Here is a 19,380-nt window from a genome sequence, read left to right on the forward strand (position 1 = left end):
TCCTAACTTCGCTATTCTTCATAAATCATTTTTCTAGTCATCCCACCATCAATGACAAAATTTTGCCCGGTGATAAATTCTGCTGCATCAGAAATTAAATACTTAACCATAGAAGAAACATCCTCTGGCTTTCCAACTCGCCCTGACGGATGCTGATGATGATCAATTTCTTTTAATTGAGGCTTTGTTCTTAGTCTCGACTTACGCCATTCACTCACCTCAATCCATCCGGGACTGATACAATTGACTCGAATATCTGATCCAAGACTAATAGCTAAAGCATGAGTTAAAGCAACAATGCCCCCTTTGGAAGCAGAATAGGCTTCTGTATTTTTCTCTGATTGTAAGGCACGAGTCGAGGCTATATTCACGATCGCTCCTTTTGATTGACGCAAGTATGGAATGGCATACTTAGACATCAAAAAACAACCAGTCAGATTGGTTTGTATGACTTTGTGCCAATCATCTAATGATAAATCTTCAACCGGGCCGTTATCTGGTTGAGCAATACCAGCATTGTTAACAAGTCCATCAATACGTTGAAACCTATTCACAACGGTTTCTATACATTGTCTGACAGAATTTTCTTGAGAAACATCGGTTTCCACAAATAACAAAGCGGCTTCAAAATTGTTGAACTCTTGCAGGCATTCCTCTCCAGCTTCACGATCTATATCGGCGATCGCAATCTGGTAACCGCACTCAAGCAAACTTAAGCTAATACATTTGCCAATACCTTGTGCGCCACCCGTCACGATTATGGTTTGATTTTTTGCCATCTTTAATTATTGTGCGATCGCTTCACTTCTAACTTTAGGGTATTGTGACACCTTTGCTGTTACTACCATCCGTACACCACCAGCAGGTGTGGTAGTAACACCACGGCGAACCGGGCATACAGGATGGTTATCTGCTAAAGATAGTTGCCAGCGTGACAAAATTGTTGCCAACACAAGTTTCATTTCATACATGGCAAAAGCCATACCCAGACAGCGACGGTTGCCACCTCCAAAGGGCAAATATTCATAAGGTGAAAATTGCCGTTCTAAAAAGCGCTCCGGTTTGAATTGTTTTGGCTCTGGGTATATATCTTCGCGGTGGTGAATTAAATAAATACAAGGGGAAAATCTTGTACCAGCTTCAAAGTCATAACCCATTACCTGAAATGGTGCTTGTAAAATCCGAGAGAAGGTAAACAAAGCGATCGGATAAATCCGCAGAGTTTCTTGGCATACTGCTGTCAGATAGGGCAGGCGAGTAATTTCACTAGCATCTTTATCCTCACCAATACTCTCTAATTCCCTAAGAAGTTTGTCACGAACTGTCGGCAGTTTGTGAATCCAATACAATGCCCATGCTAAGGCAGAAGCGGTGGTTTCATGTCCTGCAAACAGCAAAGTCATCAACTCATCACGTAGTTCTCGATCCGTCATTGGCTGCCCCGCTTCGTCACGAGCTGACATCATTAAACTGAGGATATCTTCACCATTCAAGTGAGGCTGTTGCCGCCGTTCCTGAATCTCAGCGTAAATGAGTTTGTTAACTTGTTCCCGTTTGCGCACAAATTGTCCCCACGGACTCCACGCACCTAAATCTTTTTGCAGCGCCTTTACAAACAGGAAGCTAGATTTTAAAGGTGAATCGAAAGTATCCAACATTCCACTGAGAAAGCGTTGCAGTTCCTCAAAACGCTCTCCCTCATCAATGCCAAAAACAGCCTTAAGGATAACTCGCAAGGAAATTTTTTGCATGGTAGGACGGGCAATGAAAGACTTGCCAACAGTCCAGTCGCTTGTAACTTGCTCAGTAATCTCACAAATCAATTTGCCATAAGCCCGCATTCTTTCTCCATGGAAAGCAGGGTTCAACAATCGCCGCTGACTTTGATGGCGATCGCTATCTAGCAACAGCATTGAATCATCTCCTACTAACGGATGTAATAATTGATTGGCAGATCCAGACTTAAACACTTTCGGATCAGCAGCCATAATCTCTTGAATTGCCTGTGGATGACTCAAGACTACAAATTGACCAAGACCAATTAATTTTGATAAAAAGATATCGCCATAGCGCTTTTGATACTCTTCTAGAGTTTCTAAAGGGCGAAAGAGTGTTAGACTTAGCTGTATCAGTGGGGGTATATTCGGCCCATCAGAAAGTTTCATAATAGTTTGAAATTTAGTTTATTTATATTTTCTCCACTATAGCAATATAGCAATTTAAAATGCAGATTTCCGACTTCTTTGAGAAGTCAGTAATCTGATTTTTCATACTTGATACTTGATAATGTAAATAATTTAAAATATAAAATAAAGTAGTTAATTTTTGCTCTACTTGTTGAGTATATTATAATTAAAAATCATTCAATACTTTATATACGTTGGCAATAAAAATCAAAAAATGAAAAAATATCTGATACCAATTCTCTGTAAAGCCACACATTATTTTGACCCCTCCCAACCTCCCCTTGCCAAGGGGAGGTGCCGCAGGCGGTGGGGTTATTTATATGTGTCTTCATATAGAAATGGTATGAGTAGATAGATATAATTAAAATTTCATTCCTTAAACAATAGAGAAAATAATCTTTTTCCTTCTGCCTCTGGGCAGTCGCACTCGACGCGCTTAACCCGCAAGGGCGCACTGGCTCCGCAAAGCACTAGCTCCGCAACGCGCTGCTCTCTGCCTCCTGCCTTAGAGAAGTTTATGAACAAAGAAAAAATAGATGCGTCTGAGTTATTTTATTCTTTATTTTCTTTTGTTAAACCTCGTCAAGGTAGTGTAAATATTGGTAGCGATGAGTGGCACTCACACATAGTACTTCACAGTTCTATTCAAGAACTTGCACCCAAACTTTGGCACGTTACAGGCATTTTTCCAAATGCACCAATGGCACATAGAGAAATGGTGCTGTACCAATTACCAGATTCTGCGCTTTTAATTCATAATGCGATCGCTTTGAATGAAACACAGATGACACAACTCGAATCTTTAGGTACTCCAAAAATCATGATTGTACCAAATCGGATTCACAGACTTGATGCACGTGTCTATAAACAACGCTATCCCGAACTATTAGTCGTTGGTTGCTCCAGCCGCCGCTAAACCATATGTTGAAGAAGTTGTTGCTGTTGATGCGATCGCCGAAGAATTTCTTCCTAACTACGGTATAGTTTGCCATCAACCTGCTGGTATCCGTCCGCAAGAGTTGGTATATGAATTGCAACTACCAACAGGAAAAGCATTAATTTTGACGGATATTTTGTTTAATTTAACTGAGCCTTATTTACAAAAATACGTATCCAAAAACAAATTTATTTTACGATGGCTAGGAGCAACTGGTTATTTTGGAATTACAGCCTTAGGAAAACGATTTTTCATAACTGACAAAAACGCCTATCGTCAGTGGTTAGAAGCTTTAGCTGATAGCGTAGCTGATTTGCGTATTATTTCTGTGGCTCATGGCGAAGCGATCGCAGATAATTGCCCTCAAAGATTGCGCGAAGCTGCTGCACAGTTATTGTGATCTCATGCACGTAATTTTGAGAGCTTTAATACAAGATATGTAGAGTTATAAGCCTGCGTACGCCTAAGTACAGGACAAAAAAGTGAGAGATTGTCGAAACAATAGAGGTTGAGCATCTAAAACAAATAAAGCATGACGAAGAAAATCTAAACCGAGACGAAACAAAAAACTACGAGCAGGACGACCATGTTTTTTGAGAGGTAATTGTTGTTGATAATGTTACCAAATGCCAGTACGTATTGACCAGACTAAAGTGCAAATGCAGATTTTACGATTACGGGTGATGCGGATCTTGTTCAAGGACAGAGTAAGGTGCGCCTTGGGAGAAACCAACGGCAAGAACATTATAGTTGTATTGTTCCCTGTCTGAACGTTCATGTTATTCACTTTCGTTTATATCCACTCGCTTTTAACCGCAAATGCAGACGTAAAGAAGCAGCGCGATCGCGTGACTTTGAGGAATTACATGAGTGCATCCGGGGTGATGCCATAGAAGATGAGGTGACATGGCACGGCTGAACGTAGCTCTGTTCAACTTCTGGAACTAAATGCAATTTGTTGGTACGAGGTTGACGGCGACGTAACAGTAATTTTTCCAGTTCTATGCACCAGAACACTAAACTACTGACAACCAAACAAACAGCAAAATCAACTGCTGACAGAGGTAAGGTTGTAAATAGTTTTTGGAAGAAAGGAACGTAAGTTACCATTAGCTGTAGTCCCAGCGTCAAAGTTACTGCTCCCAAAAGTGGCTTGTTAGACAACAAACCGATTTGAAATAGCGAGTCTTGTTCCGAGCGGATTGCTAAAGCATTACCCATCTGTGCAAGGGTAAGGGTGGTAAACAGCATAGTTTGCCAATTCGGATTACCAATTCTCCAGTACACATAGCCTGTACCAAGAGATATTACTCCCATCAGTATTCCGATCCAGATAATATCTCTGCCCATCCCTCGACCAAAAATATTCTCGTTGGGAGGGTAAGGGGGACGATTCATAGTGTCTTGTTCTGCTGGTTCTACACCTAAAGCTAAGGCTGGTAAACCATCGGTAGTTAGATTAATCCAAAGAATTTGTAGTGGCAACAACGGCAACGGCATTCCCAAAAAAGGAGCTACCAACATAACCCAAATTTCGCCAACATTACTGCTCAACAGATACTTAATGAACTTGCGGATATTGTCGTAAATGACACGTCCTTCTTTGACAGCAGCAACCAAAGTTGCGAAGTTATCATCTAGCAGCACCATATCTGCCGCCTCTTTGGCTACATCCGTACCTCTAATTCCCATTGCCACACCAATATTAGCTGCTTTAAGAGCGGGTGCGTCATTAATGCCATCACCTGTCATCGCGACGATATGCCCCCGTCTTTGCAATGTCTGCACAATTTCTAGCTTGTGTTCGGAAGTTACTCGTGCATAAACAGATACATCTTCTAGAATGGCTACTAATTCTTCAGTTGGTAATTGGCAAAGTTCATCGCTGGTGAGGATGCGACCATTAGTAGCAATACTTACTTCACGGGCGATAAATTGGGCTGTGAGAGGGTGATCGCCTGTAATCATGACTGGACGGATGCCTGCACCTTTGCAGGTGAGTACGGCATCTCTGACTTCCGGGCGAGCTGGATCGTTCATGCCTACCATGCCGATGAAAATGAAGTCTTGCTCTACATCTTCCCATGCTTGGGCAGATTGTAAAGGTCGAAACGCTACACCCATCACTCGCAAACCATTTTTGGCTAGTTGACTATAGGTAACAGAAATATGTCTGTGCCAAATTTCAGTTAGCGGCTTTGCTTGTCCATTGATCCAAATATGACTGCAAACATCCAAAAGACTATTCACCGTACCTTTAGTAAAGGCAATGTGAGATATTCTGCCGATTTTTTCACTCCAATGCCAAACCGTTTCCAAAACGCAGGGAATTCTCGATGCATTAGTTGGGAATTTGTGGATAGTAGTCATGCGCTGGCGCTGAAATGCATAAGGAACTTCAGCTATGCGGGGGAGGAGATATTCTAAGTCAGCTTTCCATAGTCCTTGTTGAGCTGAAGCCATTACCAAAGCACCTTCAGTGGGATCGCCGACGGCACGACAGTAGAGCGGTTCATCTTGATCTGGTTCTAACAAAGCATTGTTGCAGAGAGTACTACCAGCTAAAAGTAGGGCTACACTTGGCGGCTGACACAGTAAAAATGGCCTTTCTCGGTTTTTTTCTCCTACAGGAGTACGCATTCGAGTAGTCAAATCTATACGTTGTCCAGCCACATCAAGGACACTGACTGTCATGCGGTTTTCTGTGAGGGTACCTGTCTTACCAGAACAAATCACCGTTACCGATCCCAAAGTCTCCACGGCAGGTAAGTTGCGAATTAGCGCTCGCCGTTTCAACATCTGTCGCGCCCCTAAAGCTAAGGCAATTGTTACCACTGCTGGCAAACCTTCCGGTAAAGCTGCTACTACTAAAGTGATGGCAGTCAAGAGCATCAACCTCAAGTCTTCTCCCCGCAGGATTCCCAAAATTAGAATTATTGCCACTAAAGCCAGAGAGGCAAATGCTAATCCTTTTCCTAGATGATCTAAGCGCTTTTGGAGTAGTGTTGGTTGTACCTCTACTGCTTGAATCCTTGAGGCAACACACCCCATCTCTGTGTTCATCCCGGTTTCTGTCACCACTGCCAACCCCCGTCCGTAGGTGACGACGGTATCCATGTAAGCCATATTGTGGCGTTCGCCTAGTTGTAAATCTGCTTGAGTGAGTGCCTGTGGATCTTTATCTATGGGTTCGGATATACCAGTCAGAGTTGATTCTTGGATGCGCAAACCAAAGCTTTCTAACACACGACAATCAGCCGGAACAATATCTTCTGCTTCTAACTGCACAATATCTCCCGGCACAAGATAGCGGGCTGAAATTTCTTCCCAACGACCGTTACGGAGTACCTTAACATTAGGTAAAGATAGTCGTTTGAGTGTGGCGATCGCTTTTTGTGCCTGGTACTCTTGACTGAAACCCAAAAAAGCAATCAGGACAACAATAGCGATAATACCTATTGCGTCTTTATAATCACCCAATAAGCCTGAGATCAATGCAGCCACGATTAGAATAATTACCAAACTGGCAGTGACTTGTTCCCACAGAATCTGCCAGGGATTTTTTAGTCCTTGCTCAATTAATTCGTTGAAACCGTGCTGCTTTAAACGATGACTGGCTTCAGTTGTACTTAATCCAAAAGCCATATCGCTGCCGAGTTGTTGCAGGACTTTTTGGGCGTCGAGTTTGTACCAATTGCTCATGTTGCGCCTCCTCAACTGTGATGGGATGGGTAGATGTAGAAGTAAACAGAACCAAAGCAAGCGGATGTAGCGGATGGTTGCTCTGGGCAGTTTATAGACTGCTGATCCGTTGCCTTTGATAGTTGCAATGGTGAAAGCAAGTATGGCAAGCACACCAAATAAAGGCACATCAATTTGCAATACACCCATTTCCAAGCTGAAAATAAATCGCTAATCAACAACAAAATTGCTGAGTTTAAATCGTTGTTAATTTACGAGATTTCCTATGTGATGTTATTCGCAAATTATGTTTAATGCTTGCCAAATTGCACTCAGTTGTGGGGACTAATACTAAGATACAAACTTCGGTCAACACGGTAAATGTATTTGATTTTTATCCACATTGCCGTGTCTTTCCTTGTTTGCATCAAATTTCTCCTTGAATTGCAACTTGTTTCAATTGTTTAATGAGGTTGCGATCGGTTTTGGTTACTACCGATGGGAATATTATGCTTTTTTGTAGAAGTTATATTTTTAAGGTGATAGCTTTATGCTTTTTACGCAGCTAAACAATAACTATCTTACCTAATTCTTCGGAGGCGCGTACTATCAGTTACAGTAAGTTCTGCCTTGGCTTCAGCGACTATATCTGCGAAGTTTTCACTAACTGCTGCGATCGCTCTCTGACTCTTTTCATAGAGGATTATTCCGCCTTTAATAGTTGTCTTGGTTAAGGATTTACCAAAACGTGCGACAACCGGAATCGCTAAAGGCAGAATCACTATCGCCACAATACCAGGAATACCAAAGTCTTCGACTACACTTTCTAAGTTAGGTACAACTTTGGGTAGCATAGTATGTTCACCCCCTTTCTTCATGCAATCTGATCATTATATCATCATTTAAATGAGAGAGATGATTATTAAAATTTGTTGAGTGGTTACACAACTATTAATTTACGTATAATACGTATAATGTGAATTAGCCGAACTCGTACTATTTTGGATTTTAGATTTTGGATTAAAATTCGTCTTCTGCGTCAGGGTTTATTGTTTAGGATAATCACGAACACAGATAAATCATCTGTGTGCATCTGGTGGTTTATCGGTGGTCGATTTCTAAAACATAATTTTTGCTTGCCATTTTAATTTACATTAGACGTGATTTCTATTGTTGTTTACTAGCTGCTCGAATTCTCGTAAAATTTCGTCATACCGTTTCCCAGCCACCCAAGCTAAATCATTATGATCTGCGCCGTCTACCCATAAAGAAAGTTTGGGTGATGGTGCAGCAGCAAATAGCGTTTTTCCATGAGCAACAGGAATAGTTCTATCTGCTTTACCATGTATCACTAATACTGGGCAATTTACTCTTTTGATTTTATCCAGATTGGCAAACTTATCAAAAGGCAAAATTCTCAAAGGCACAACAACCCGAAATGCTGAAATAAAAGTGCTTTCTAGAATCAAGCCTGCAACAGGTTTCCGGGCTGCTAAATCAACAGCAGAACCACCTCCAACCGAACGTCCAAAAACAATTATTTGCTGTGGCGAAATCTTTAATTGTTGTGTCAAATAATTGTAAGCAGTATCGATATCTTGATAAGCATTTTTTTCTGTAGGTTTTCCTTCGCTTGTGCCATAGCCCCGGTAATCGTATGCAAAGACGCTAAATCCCAGATTGCGTAATTTTTCGAGTACAACTTTAATATCTCCTAAATCCTCAGCATTACCGTGAACATAAAGAATAGTGTTTGTAGCTGTAGGATTAAAAAAATAAATTGCTGAAAGTTTTGTACCATCTGCACTAGTCAACTTTATAATCTCATTTGTATCTTGATAGCTAGATGGTTGAGGTAGAAAAATCATGCTATCTGCCCCAAAAAAAATATAAACAGCAAAAAATATATAGATAAATACAAGCGAGCTAATCAATCTTTTCCAAGTAAAATCACCAAATAATAGTTCGCTAAGACGCCTTTTAGCCATAAATATTTTCTCTTAGCTTGGCAATAGTAGAGAAGGTTGTACTGTCACCATCTTTTCTACTTCATCTACTGTTATCTTTGCCAATCCGAATTTTTCAATTACCCAGGCATTTGTCGTCAAGTGCATACTCACCTTGGCTACTCGATACTTACTTTGATTTGCAGCCAAAGCAGCTGGTAACAACAACTGATCTGCTAAATGTTCATCTATTACTGCACCACTTTGATGAAACTCCAGTAGTTCCTCACAAGCTATTTGAGCAACTTTCTCGGCAGGTAAACCCACACGCCCCAAGGCGCTAAACCCGGCTAAACTATTTTCATACTCAGCAGTGAGAAATAAACCTGCTCCAGATGCTATGCCTTTATTTCTTAATGGTTGCACAACAGCTTTCAATCCTGCTTCGCGCAATAAATTCTCGGCACGGCTAGCCATTCTTTGAGGAATGTGGGAAGGTAGTTCTGTCACTACTGCTAATCCCCGTACCTGTTGCAAATTACCGCGTTCCTCTAAGTTTATCCCGCTAAGTTTTCTACCACCATTCACCCACAGTCTCACCCTACCCCCGCCTTGGGGATACCACCCCCAAGCATCTAGTTGCATCTCCATTTGTATGCCCATCCGCTTGAGTAAGGGTAGATATACTTGCTCAAGGTAAGTTGTTGGTGGGCTAAAAGGAACGTGGGTTCCACCTCTTAGTGTTATTTGGGAGTCACCACTTGCTAATGATAGAGGCAAGAGGACTGTTTGTAATACTAAAGTAATCGCACCTGCGGAACCACCTTCTTGAGCTTCACTCACGTCAAAGGTGTAGTTTCCGGTGTTGATAGTACCACCAGGAATAAATTCCAGCATTGTAGAACCCAAACTATCGCCCCGCACTTTGGCATTACAAATTGCGGCGGCGGCGCGAACTGCTGTTAGGTGTTGAGCTGCTAACCCTGGCTTTTTGCGTTTAGCACGGATGTTATGAATACTTATGGGGTTACTGGTGATAGCAGCTAAACTCAGGGAAGTGCGAAGAACCTGCCCTCCACCTTCGCCATAGGAACCATCAATGTGAATCATTATAAATTGAAGTAGCCTTTAGGGGAGCCTTCTAGAAGTTTTAATACTAATTGAAAAATGGAACCCTGATACAGAAGGCGATTTCCAATTCCATTTTCCAAAATCCAAAATGGTATGAGGTGAGAGTAAAATTTTCTAAGCTGGTACTACGAATTTTTCGCTACCTGCTAGTCCGAATGCCGCGTGAATGGCTTGCAAAGCTTTTGCACCTTCTTCTTGTGTTACTACACAGCTAATTTTTATTTCTGAGGTAGTAATCATTTGAATGTTAATTTGATGCTGTGCCAGCGCTGCAAACATTTTTGCTGCGACTCCTGGTTGCCCTACCATGCCAGCACCAACGATACTCACTTTGGCGATCGCCCGATCTAGTGCAACTTCACCCCAACCATACTCTGCTGCTACTTGCTGTAACATTTTTTGAGCTTCTTCGGCATCTAACCGCGCTACAGTAAAGGCAATATCTCGCCTTGGTACTCCATTAATGACATGACAGCGCTGCGACTGAATAATCATGTCTACGCTAATATTTTTTTCCGCCAATAGTCCAAACAACTTCGCTGCTAGCCCTGGGCGATCTGGCACTTGGCGAATGGCAAGACGAGCTTGATTCATGTCGAGGGCGACACCACGCACGGGGGGAGTGGAGGAAGAGGAAACAAAGACGCGGGGGCTTAAAGACGCGGAGAAATTTTCTGTCTTTGTGTTGTCTATTTCAAATGCTTCTCGCAGGGCAGCAACGGCGCGATCGCATTCTGCGGCATCAATTACGCAACTAACCTTGATTTCACTGGTGGAAATCATCTGGATATTCACGCCTGCTTTTGCTAGGGTAGCAAACATTTTAGCTGCAACTCCAGGACGTCCAATCATTCCTGCACCTGCGATGCTGACTTTGGCAATGTTTTGCTGAACCATTACCTCTGCTTCTGTGGTTTCTGTACCTTTGTGAGTACGCAAAACTGGGGCGATCGCTGCTGCTACGGCTTCGGCTTTATTTAAAATTGGTGTCATTACTGTGAAGGCGATGTCATTTGTATTACCTTCATAAATTGACTGAATAATTAAATCTACGTCTACTTCTTGACGAGCAATTTCTCCAAACAGCTGTGCTGCAACGCCTGGTTTATCTGGAACCCGTAATAGTGAAACTCTAGCTTGATTGGTGTCGAATTGTACTTCATTTACTGAACGGGCAATTTCTAAGTTGACGAGCGATCGCTCTTTGACGGGAGGCGATGTTACCCAAGTACCGGGTTCCTCTGTCCAACTAGAGCGTACTACCAGGGGAACACCGTAGTTGCGGGCAATTTCCACCGCACGGGGATGCAACACCTTGGCTCCCAAGCTGGCGAGTTCCAGCATTTCATCACAGGTGATTTCATCCATTAGTTGTGCTTCAGGCACTAGGCGGGGATCGGTAGTTAATATACCTGGCACATCAGTATAAATTTCACAAAAATTCGCTCGTAATGCTGCGGCGAGGGCAACTGCTGAAGTATCCGAGCCACCACGCCCTAAGGTTGTAATTTCCAATTTTTCCGTACTGCTAATACCTTGGAAACCAGCAACAACAACAACTTTGCCCTCTTGAATATGTCTTTCAACCCGCTCTGTTTCAATGTGTAAAATGCGAGCGCGGGTGTGTTCAGCTTCAGTCACTATTCCTACTTGAGCACCAGTTAGAGAAATTGCAGGTTGCCCAAGTTCTTGCAAGGCCATGCTTAACAAGGCAATGGATACTTGCTCACCTGTGGAAAGTAACATATCCATTTCTCGGCGGCAAGGATTTTTGGAGATTTCTGCCGCCAGTTTCACGAGTCCATCGGTGGTTTTACCCATTGCGGAAACCACCACCACAATAGAGTTTCCTGCTTTTACGGTTTTGTAAACGCGCTGTGCCACAGCCTGAATGCGTTCGACTGAACCGACAGATGTACCACCAAATTTCTGAACTATGAGCGCCATAAGTTTAACTAGATGGATTGTGCTTGCTTTATCAACACCCGCGCTGAATAAAGAAGTCTAGAAAAGATTGCCAGTATATTAGTTTAATTAACTTATCAGAATCAGATCACACACAGATAATGAATTTTACATTTTTTTTGATGAGATTTTAATACCATGCTTAAATTTATACTTTTCTAGTAAATTTGCTGTGATTCTTCTAGAAAGCAAGTAATAAACTACTCAATTAGATAATAATTACCCTTAAATACCTATGGTATAAATTTGTATGAGGAAAAAATCAAAAAATTATAGATTCTAAGACACCTAATCTTCCAAGAAGGGTGCTGCACTTGCAAAAATTGCTAATAAATAGGTTTTCATAAAGTTTGATTAGAATAGTTGTATATTATAAGACAATAAAATTTACATAGCTGCTGCAAAAATCTAATCACAGCAGATAAATTTGTAGTTTTTTGAACATAACAGCTTTCAAAACCTAATTGAGTATATGAGTAGGCAAACAGCCAGCATGTGCAGATTTTGCTTGAAAGAATGCTGATTTACGGAACTACAAGTCAAGGTTTCTCCTTTTGTCTCATTGTCTGGCTCACTTTCTCTTTATTCATGCCTGTAAAACTTTTTGATGTAGGACTGCTTAATGCATAGCTATCTTTAACGTATTGCAAGTTGTCGTGAAAACTTCATTACTTTGACACAAGATTGGCACAAAATTGAAACATAACGCACGTAGAATTCAATGTTTAGGTGTTATTTGTCAAAAATAGTTGGCGCAATGTCAAAGCTACCAATAGTTATACCGAGGGTGACTACTCCAAAAGCAATTACTTGATGATTCGATTTCAAAACCGCCAACTGCTAGCTAACTAACTATGATGAAAGATGCCTTCGGTTCAAGCATTCATCTACGGCGTGGAGTAAATTTACAAGTCTGTCACAGTCGAGGTACAAATCCTGCTGTGGTATTTATCCATGGAGTAATGGGAAACCGCTTCGACTTTCGTTCTCAGTATGAATTTAGCCAAAGTTTAGGTTGGCAAGTTTTGGCTTATGATTTAGCAGGAAACGGACAATCTAGCCCTTACAAGCGCTACTCCATCGGGCGACATTGTCGTGATTTAGGGCGATTGTTGGATCATTTTGGTATTTCCTCACCTATTTTATGCTGTCATGACTTTGGAGTTTCTATTGGTTTAGAGTTGGCTCAGTATCGTCCAATTAGTGGCATCATCGCTATTGCTGGCGGAACCCATAATTTAATACCTTGGTGGGAAATTCCTTTGATGAAGTTGATAGCTTTGGGAGGAAGTTCTCTTTACAAGGTACCTGCCGTACAAACACTGACAAACTTTTTTTCAACCTCATACCATCACAAATTGGTAAAACAGTTTCTTAGTGAAAATTCTATATCGACAGGTTTCTCTGCCTACAAAGCGTTGAAAATCTTTTGGAATTATGATTTTTTTGCCCGTTACCCTTCACCCAAAAATTTACAAGTCCCTGCTTTAGTGATTACTGGCGGTCAAGATAAAATATTTACACACAGCATGGGAAAAAAATTAGCAAGTTATTTTTCCAACAGTATTCATTTACACATTAATCAAGCAGGACATCTGGTGATGATAGAATATTCTGATTTGATAAATGAGGCGATCGCTAAGTGGTTGATTACTGTTCAGTTAGATATTAAATTTTAACAAGTGATTAGGAAACTTTAAAACTTAGCTATTTCCGAAAGCATTTGATAACCTAGTTTTTTGCTGTTTATAAAATTGTGGGTAAATTTATGAAAATTGTTTATCTAATTCAAACTCATAAAAATCCAGAGCAAATTTATAGACTAGTTAACATTATTAAAGAATCAAGTCCCAAATCCTATATATTAATCAGCCATAACCCCTATTTTTGTAAGTTAGACAAAGAAACCTTTGGTAATTTAACCAATTTTGAGATTATTAATAATCAAGGAGGACGAGGAGATTTTTCACTCATTAAAGGCTATCTGGATGCTGTTCACTGGCTATTTAGCCACAATATTAAGTTTGATTGGCTAATTAATCTCACTGGTCAAGATTATCCCACCCAACCATTACCTAAAATTGAGAAATTTCTTGCCGAAACCGAATATGATGCATTTTTATTTCATTTTAATGCACTTTCTGATTGTGAAAAAAATTGTTGGGGCAGTAAGGAAGGACGCGATCGCTATCTTTACCAATACAGGAAATTAGCTGAATCACTACCACCCTGGCAAGAAGGATTAATTAAATTTTCACGAAGAATTATCAATAACATTCAGCCTTACATTCGTGTTCATACCTCCTATGGAATAACAGCGGGAATTCGTGCTAATTTCACTCCATTTAATGAATACTTTGCTTGTTATGGAGGCTCCTATTTTCATACTCTTTCATTAAAATGCATTCAATATCTATATTATTTTTGTAATCAAAATCCTGAGCTAATTACGTACTATCAAAAGACGTGTCTTCCTGATGAATCTTTTATACAAACTATTTTAATTAATAGTGAATTATTTAATATTTGTAATGACAATAAGCGTTATATAGATTTTACGAATAGTCGACAAGGACATCCTCGTATACTTACAGTTAATCATTATTCACACTTAATTTCGGACGAAATTCATTTTGCTAGAAAATTTGATATGTCTGTCGATAGTAAAATTTTAGATATGCTAGATGCAAGAATATTGCAAACTATTGCAGCTAAGGAAGAAGGCTTAGTTCGCTGATTGTATTTGATAAAATTTAGTAATTAATACAATATAATTTTTAAATCTTAGCTCACGTTTTGAGTCAGATACTAAAATATTTATTTCTAGAAGTACGAGATTACTTATAAAGTAAATCTTAAATTGTAGTGGACTGTCTAGACTAAATTTGTGCATTAGGAAAAATCAGAAATTTTGATTTATCAAAAAATAGCTCAAAATCTATTGCACTATTTTAGCTGAAACAATCCAGTAACGCGCCGCATTTACTGGTGCGTTACGGCTAATCTGACTCTCTTAAACACTCAAATCCCTACATAGCCGTAACACACCCTACTTTTAATATTAACTTTATAAATAGTCTCTAAAAATATCTATCTTGAGTAATAAATAATAACTATATAAATAGTTTCAAATTGTACAAGTTCTGTTTGTACATAATTTTGAGAAGCGATGACGGAAAAAACGACACGGCGCAACTTCTTAATTACCAGCGTGGCTGCTGCTGGTGGCATTGTAGGAGCAAACAGCTTGCAACAAAATTCCGTTAGTACTGCAACGATACCAGAACGATTGCTAGGACGTACAGGGGTAAAAGTTCCAATCTTTGGGTTGGGTGGTGCAGGTTCAAAAACACCATTAGACAAAGAAGACAGAGAACGTGATGCTGTGGCTATTATTGAAAGAGCGCTAGAGCTAGGAGTTCGTTACTTTGATAGTGCTGCTAACTACGGCTCTAGTGAAGATCATTTCGGTAAAGTGCTGCCATCTTATCGTTCCCAGATCTTTTTAGCTTCCAAAACGGATAAAAGAGATCGGGATGGGGCATGGCGAGAATTAGAGCGATCGCTCAAACGTCTGCATACAGATTATCTAGATTTATGGCAAATGCATGCTGTTGCCTATCCCGAACAACTTGACACTATCTTTGGCAAATCAGGAGCAATTCAAGCTTTAGAAGAAGCAATACAACAGAAACTCGTGCGCTTTGCTGGTATTACAGGACACCACAATCCAACAGTAATTATTGAAGGGTTGCGTCGCTATCCCTTCCACACCACCCTAATTCCTGTGAATGCCGCCGAAAAAAATCATCCGCAACCGTTCTTTCCGACAGTTTTATCAGAAGCTCAGAAACAAAATGTAGGTGTCATTGCAATGAAAGTACCAGCTTATGGGAAGTTGTTTCAAGCAGGTGCTTTGAGGGGAATGCAGCAAGCAATGGGTTACACACTATCCCAACCTGGAGTACATTGTTGCGTAATAGCGGCAGACGATCCAAAGCAATTAGAAGAAAACGTTAAGGTAGCCAGTACTTTTAAGCAACTGAGTAATACACAATTAGCAGAGATTGAGAAACGCACGGCTGAAATTTGGCAGGATAGTACATTCTACCGCGCTTGGGCTTAGTATGGTTAGGATCTTCAATGCGGAATCACAATTACCTAAACGATTTCAAATTCTATTTGCTGACTCTGTAAAAAATCATGAGTAAAATGATCCACCACATTCGTATCACTCAACTCTAAATTATAAAAATCTACAACTTCATGCTCAAAATATGGCCCCGCGTGCCAAGTTCCCACCTCTAATTTAATAAAACAATTCCCTGGAATTCGGAAAGCAGCAATATTTGCTAAATCTGGTTCATCCACATCATGATCAGGGGGACAAACTGCAATCAACCAGTCTTTGCCTTCCAATGAACCCAGACATTGAGTGCATTGCCTATGACGAGTGATTTTATGAAACTTTCGCCCTCGACGCTCCAACCGCATGATGTAAAAACGAGGTGTGCCTTTGTCTAGAACTAAATTGGCATCTTCTGCATCAAAGACTTTGCCATCTTGACTAGGAAAAATTACCTGTCCATAACGGCGAAAATTCTCTGGTGTCACCCATTGTGCCTGCAACTGTTGTACTGTCTTGGATGTATTCATAATTTATTTTTTTGCATCGTCATTATTTTACTATTCATATTTGATACAACTAGCTAACGCCCTCATGCCTGTAGATAGTTCAAGTTTTTTGTGATAAATATAACTAATACTTAGACTGCTGCTGAAGCTTAACTCATAGGATTTTTGCGATCGCCGATTTTTAGTAATGCTTATTCTAGGCTTTTGATCAATCCTGCGATAGATTTTTGGTGTTAATGCTTGATGAGCTTTTAGTTTGGTAGTAATTTCATCCTTGTACTAGTACTGGTTAACGCTCTCAGTGCCGCATTTGCTAGTAAGATCAAAGTGTTAAGTTTTATGTGCCAGTTTGAAGCATCTCAAACTGCTGAACACTGAGCTTGTAAATTTGTTAGCTTCCTTAACAAGAAGCTGAAAACTAAAAAACGGTCAAGAGAGGATTTCACATGGCATTTACACAGCCCCCCCTTCCTTTTCCTATGGATGCTTTGGAATCACATGGGATGAAAGCTGAAACTTTCGAGTATCACTATGGTAAACATCATAAAGCTTATGTAGATAACCTCAACAAGCTGACTGAAGGGACAGAACTTGCCAATAAGCCTCTAGAAGAGGTAATCCAAATCTCCTTTAAAGACTCCTCAAAAACGGGCATTTTTAATAACGCTGCCCAAGTTTGGAACCACACATTCTTCTGGAATTGCTTGAGTCCCTCAGGTGGAGGACAGCCTACAGGTGAACTAGGTTCCAAAATTGAAAAAGATTTTGGTAGTTTTGACAAATTTAAGGAAGAGTTCTCCAATGCTGCCGCTACTCAGTTTGGCAGTGGTTGGGCTTGGTTGGTAGACGATAATGGGACTTTAAAAATCACCAAAACCCCCAATGCAGAAAATCCTATTGTTCATGGGCAAAAACCACTCCTGACACTGGATGTTTGGGAACATGCCTACTACATAGACTTTAGAAATGCTCGTCCTGCATTCATCAAGAATTTCTTAGACAATTTGGTGAACTGGGATTTTGCTGCTGAACAATATAGCAAAGCTTAATTAGTCAAAAATTTAACCGACTATTTAAGTTTTGGATGTTTTCTAGCTCAAATAGTTAAAAGCAGTCACGAAACTAGTCGTGACTGTTTTTGATTTGTTTTTGCACAAGTGCGATTTGTATTAACGAAGTCAATCTATATTTTGAGTAGAGGCATGAAAAGGCTTCTACTTATGAATAAGGGTGTGAGAGCCAATGACTAATCTAAAATACCAAATTCAAAACTCAGTATATGGATAGCACACAATTAGCACAGTATCTGGAAGCTACTAACAGCTTCGCTAAACCGTGGTTGTTAGTACAGCTACGCTTAAAGAAGCTCCAAGAGCATCGAGATAAACTGTCCGAAAATGAGTACGCCGAAGCATTAGCAGACATTCACGAGGATTTAATGAATCTGGGTGAATGGTGGCATGGTATCGAAGATCAAGTGTTTTAATTAGTTAATAGTCAATCGTAATTTGTCATGGGTCATTTGTTATTGGTCTTTCACAATTGATTAATGACAGATGACTAATGACAAAATATGTGATGATAGCCTAAGTGGTTGGTGGATTGATAACGGTGTTTTGAGTAATGGACTATAAGGACGCAGGAGTTGATGTTGAGGCTGGTCGAGCATTTGTAACTCAAATTCGCAATTTGGTTAACAGCACATTTAGATCGGAAGTACTTGGCGGTTTGGGTGGTTTTAGTGGTTGCTTTCAACTACCAACAGGCTTTAAAGAACCCGTTTTAGTTTCCGGAACTGATGGGGTGGGTACAAAACTCAAAATTGCTCAAGCTCTCAACTGTCATGACACCGTTGGTATTGATTTAGTAGGAATGTGCGTGAATGATGTATTGACATCTGGCGCAGAACCATTGTTTTTTTTAGATTATTTGGCTACTGGCAAGCTAGACAAAGAGCAGTTAACTCAGGTAGTTGCGGGGATCGCCTCTGGATGTAAACAAGCTGGTTGTGCTTTGTTGGGAGGAGAAACAGCAGAAATGCCTGGTTTTTATCAGGTAGGTGAGTATGATTTGGCTGGATTTTGTGTCGGAATTGTGGAAAAGAGCCAGCTATTGGATGGTTCTCAGGTACAAGTAGGAGATGTAGCGATCGCTCTCGCTAGTGCTGGTGTTCACAGTAATGGCTACAGTTTGGTAAGAAAAATTATTAGTGATCGGGGATTTGCTTGGAGCGATAGCCCAGAATTACTTGGTGGCAAAACTTTAGGAGAAACTTTCCTCACCCCCACCCGTATTTACGTCAAACCCGTTCTGGCTGCACGCCAAGCAGGGCTAGAAATTCACGGTATGGCTCATATCACAGGCGGTGGATTACCTGAAAATTTACCCAGGTGCTTAGGGCAAGAACAAGCAATTCAAATTGATACTACTAGTTGGATAATTCCACCAGTATTTCAGTGGCTGGCGGAGGCTGGTTTAGTTAGCCGTAAAGCAATGTATAACACCTTTAATATGGGAATTGGTTTTGTGCTGCTTGTGCCTCCCCAACAAGCACAGCAAGCAATTTCCTACTTTGAGTCACAAAATATTGCGGCTTTTGCGATCGGTGAGGTAGTTGTTGGCTCAGGTGAATTAGTAGGAATTCCTGAGTAAAATTACTCAGAAGTCAAAATCCAAAATATGGCAAAAAAATATTGAGCGAGTAAAGGTGAAGATTCGTGTAGCGTTTAAATGTCTTAATAATTGGATTCTGCGTTCTGGGTTTTTTATTCAAGAAGAAATGCCTTAACTGGCAATACTTTTGACTTTCTTGATATCGCTAATCGGAAATACTCATGACTACGAGCGTTTGAATTTGCTAACGTAGTCTTAACATATTGAAAAATTTAGCTAACTAAGC

At 40.5% G+C, this 19,380-nt stretch carries 16 protein-coding genes and 1 pseudogene; 8 read left to right on the forward strand and 9 right to left on the reverse strand.

Annotated elements, in window-relative coordinates; all coding sequences use genetic code 11:
* Positions 1-11: 11 nt before the first annotated feature.
* Positions 12-779 (reverse strand): SDR family oxidoreductase, encoded by a 768-nt coding sequence (locus QUB80_RS17080; protein ID WP_289790721.1) that lies wholly within the window; start codon positions 777-779, stop codon positions 12-14.
* 6 nt (positions 780-785) lie between these two features.
* On the reverse strand, positions 786-2,165 hold the full coding sequence (locus QUB80_RS17085) for a cytochrome P450 (RefSeq protein ID WP_289790722.1): 1,380 nt from the start codon (positions 2,163-2,165) through the stop codon (positions 786-788).
* Positions 2,166-2,703: 538 nt separating this feature from the next.
* Here QUB80_RS17085 and QUB80_RS17090 point away from each other — a divergent pair.
* Positions 2,704-3,102 (forward strand): hypothetical protein, encoded by a 399-nt coding sequence (locus tag QUB80_RS17090; protein ID WP_289790723.1) that lies wholly within the window; start codon positions 2,704-2,706, stop codon positions 3,100-3,102.
* Positions 3,080-3,523, forward strand: a complete 444-nt coding sequence (locus QUB80_RS17095; RefSeq protein WP_289790724.1) for a hypothetical protein — start codon at positions 3,080-3,082, stop codon at positions 3,521-3,523. The genes QUB80_RS17090 and QUB80_RS17095 overlap by 23 nt, the downstream gene beginning before the upstream one ends.
* A gap of 63 nt (positions 3,524-3,586) precedes the next feature.
* Here QUB80_RS17095 and QUB80_RS35245 read toward each other — a convergent pair.
* The 6 genes and pseudogenes from QUB80_RS35245 to QUB80_RS17120 all read right to left on the reverse strand — a co-directional run.
* Positions 3,587-3,778 (reverse strand): annotated as a pseudogene (locus QUB80_RS35245) (IS4 family transposase); the annotation flags it as partial.
* 128 nt (positions 3,779-3,906) lie between these two features.
* Positions 3,907-6,825: a cation-translocating P-type ATPase gene (locus QUB80_RS17100; protein WP_289790970.1), complete on the reverse strand. Its 2,919-nt coding sequence runs from the start codon at positions 6,823-6,825 to the stop codon at positions 3,907-3,909.
* Positions 6,826-7,385: 560 nt separating this feature from the next.
* Complete coding sequence (locus tag QUB80_RS17105; RefSeq protein ID WP_289790725.1) at positions 7,386-7,658, reverse strand: DUF5132 domain-containing protein; 273 nt, start codon at positions 7,656-7,658, stop codon at positions 7,386-7,388.
* A gap of 300 nt (positions 7,659-7,958) precedes the next feature.
* Positions 7,959-8,792, reverse strand: coding sequence for an alpha/beta hydrolase (locus QUB80_RS17110; protein WP_289790726.1), 834 nt, complete (start codon positions 8,790-8,792; stop codon positions 7,959-7,961).
* Positions 8,793-8,804: 12 nt separating this feature from the next.
* Complete coding sequence (gene rtcA, locus QUB80_RS17115; protein WP_289790727.1) at positions 8,805-9,860, reverse strand: RNA 3'-terminal phosphate cyclase; 1,056 nt, start codon at positions 9,858-9,860, stop codon at positions 8,805-8,807.
* Between the two features lie 135 nt (positions 9,861-9,995).
* A complete protein-coding gene (locus QUB80_RS17120) occupies positions 9,996-11,828 on the reverse strand; it encodes an aspartate kinase (RefSeq protein ID WP_289790728.1) in 1,833 nt (610 codons plus the stop codon).
* A gap of 872 nt (positions 11,829-12,700) precedes the next feature.
* Between QUB80_RS17120 and QUB80_RS17125 the strand changes: the two genes are divergently transcribed.
* The 3 genes from QUB80_RS17125 (at position 12,701) to QUB80_RS17135 (ending at position 15,972) form a co-directional block, all read left to right on the forward strand.
* Positions 12,701-13,525, forward strand: a complete 825-nt coding sequence (locus tag QUB80_RS17125) for an alpha/beta fold hydrolase (protein ID WP_289790729.1) — start codon at positions 12,701-12,703, stop codon at positions 13,523-13,525.
* An 89-nt stretch (positions 13,526-13,614) separates the two neighbouring features.
* The gene (locus QUB80_RS17130; RefSeq protein ID WP_289790730.1) at positions 13,615-14,583 is read left to right on the forward strand and encodes a beta-1,6-N-acetylglucosaminyltransferase; all 969 of its coding nucleotides are present in this window, start codon (positions 13,615-13,617) and stop codon (positions 14,581-14,583) included.
* 432 nt (positions 14,584-15,015) lie between these two features.
* Complete coding sequence (locus tag QUB80_RS17135; RefSeq protein ID WP_289790731.1) at positions 15,016-15,972, forward strand: aldo/keto reductase; 957 nt, start codon at positions 15,016-15,018, stop codon at positions 15,970-15,972.
* 35 nt (positions 15,973-16,007) lie between these two features.
* Here QUB80_RS17135 and QUB80_RS17140 read toward each other — a convergent pair whose 3' ends face one another.
* Entirely contained in the window at positions 16,008-16,502 is a 495-nt protein-coding gene (locus QUB80_RS17140) for an ureidoglycolate lyase (protein WP_289790732.1), read from the reverse strand.
* Positions 16,503-16,927: 425 nt separating this feature from the next.
* Between QUB80_RS17140 and sodB the strand changes: the two genes are divergently transcribed.
* The 3 genes from sodB (at position 16,928) to purM (ending at position 19,133) form a co-directional block, all read left to right on the forward strand.
* Positions 16,928-17,530 (forward strand): superoxide dismutase [Fe], encoded by a 603-nt coding sequence (gene sodB, locus QUB80_RS17145; RefSeq protein WP_289790733.1) that lies wholly within the window; start codon positions 16,928-16,930, stop codon positions 17,528-17,530.
* 230 nt (positions 17,531-17,760) lie between these two features.
* Positions 17,761-17,967 (forward strand): hypothetical protein, encoded by a 207-nt coding sequence (locus tag QUB80_RS17150; protein WP_289790734.1) that lies wholly within the window; start codon positions 17,761-17,763, stop codon positions 17,965-17,967.
* Positions 17,968-18,104: 137 nt separating this feature from the next.
* Positions 18,105-19,133: a phosphoribosylformylglycinamidine cyclo-ligase gene (gene purM / locus QUB80_RS17155; RefSeq protein WP_289790735.1), complete on the forward strand. Its 1,029-nt coding sequence runs from the start codon at positions 18,105-18,107 to the stop codon at positions 19,131-19,133.
* Positions 19,134-19,380: the final 247 nt, after the last annotated feature.

Origin of the sequence: Chlorogloeopsis sp. ULAP01 (assembly GCF_030381805.1) — a bacterium.
Taxonomy (GTDB): domain Bacteria; phylum Cyanobacteriota; class Cyanobacteriia; order Cyanobacteriales; family Nostocaceae; genus Chlorogloeopsis.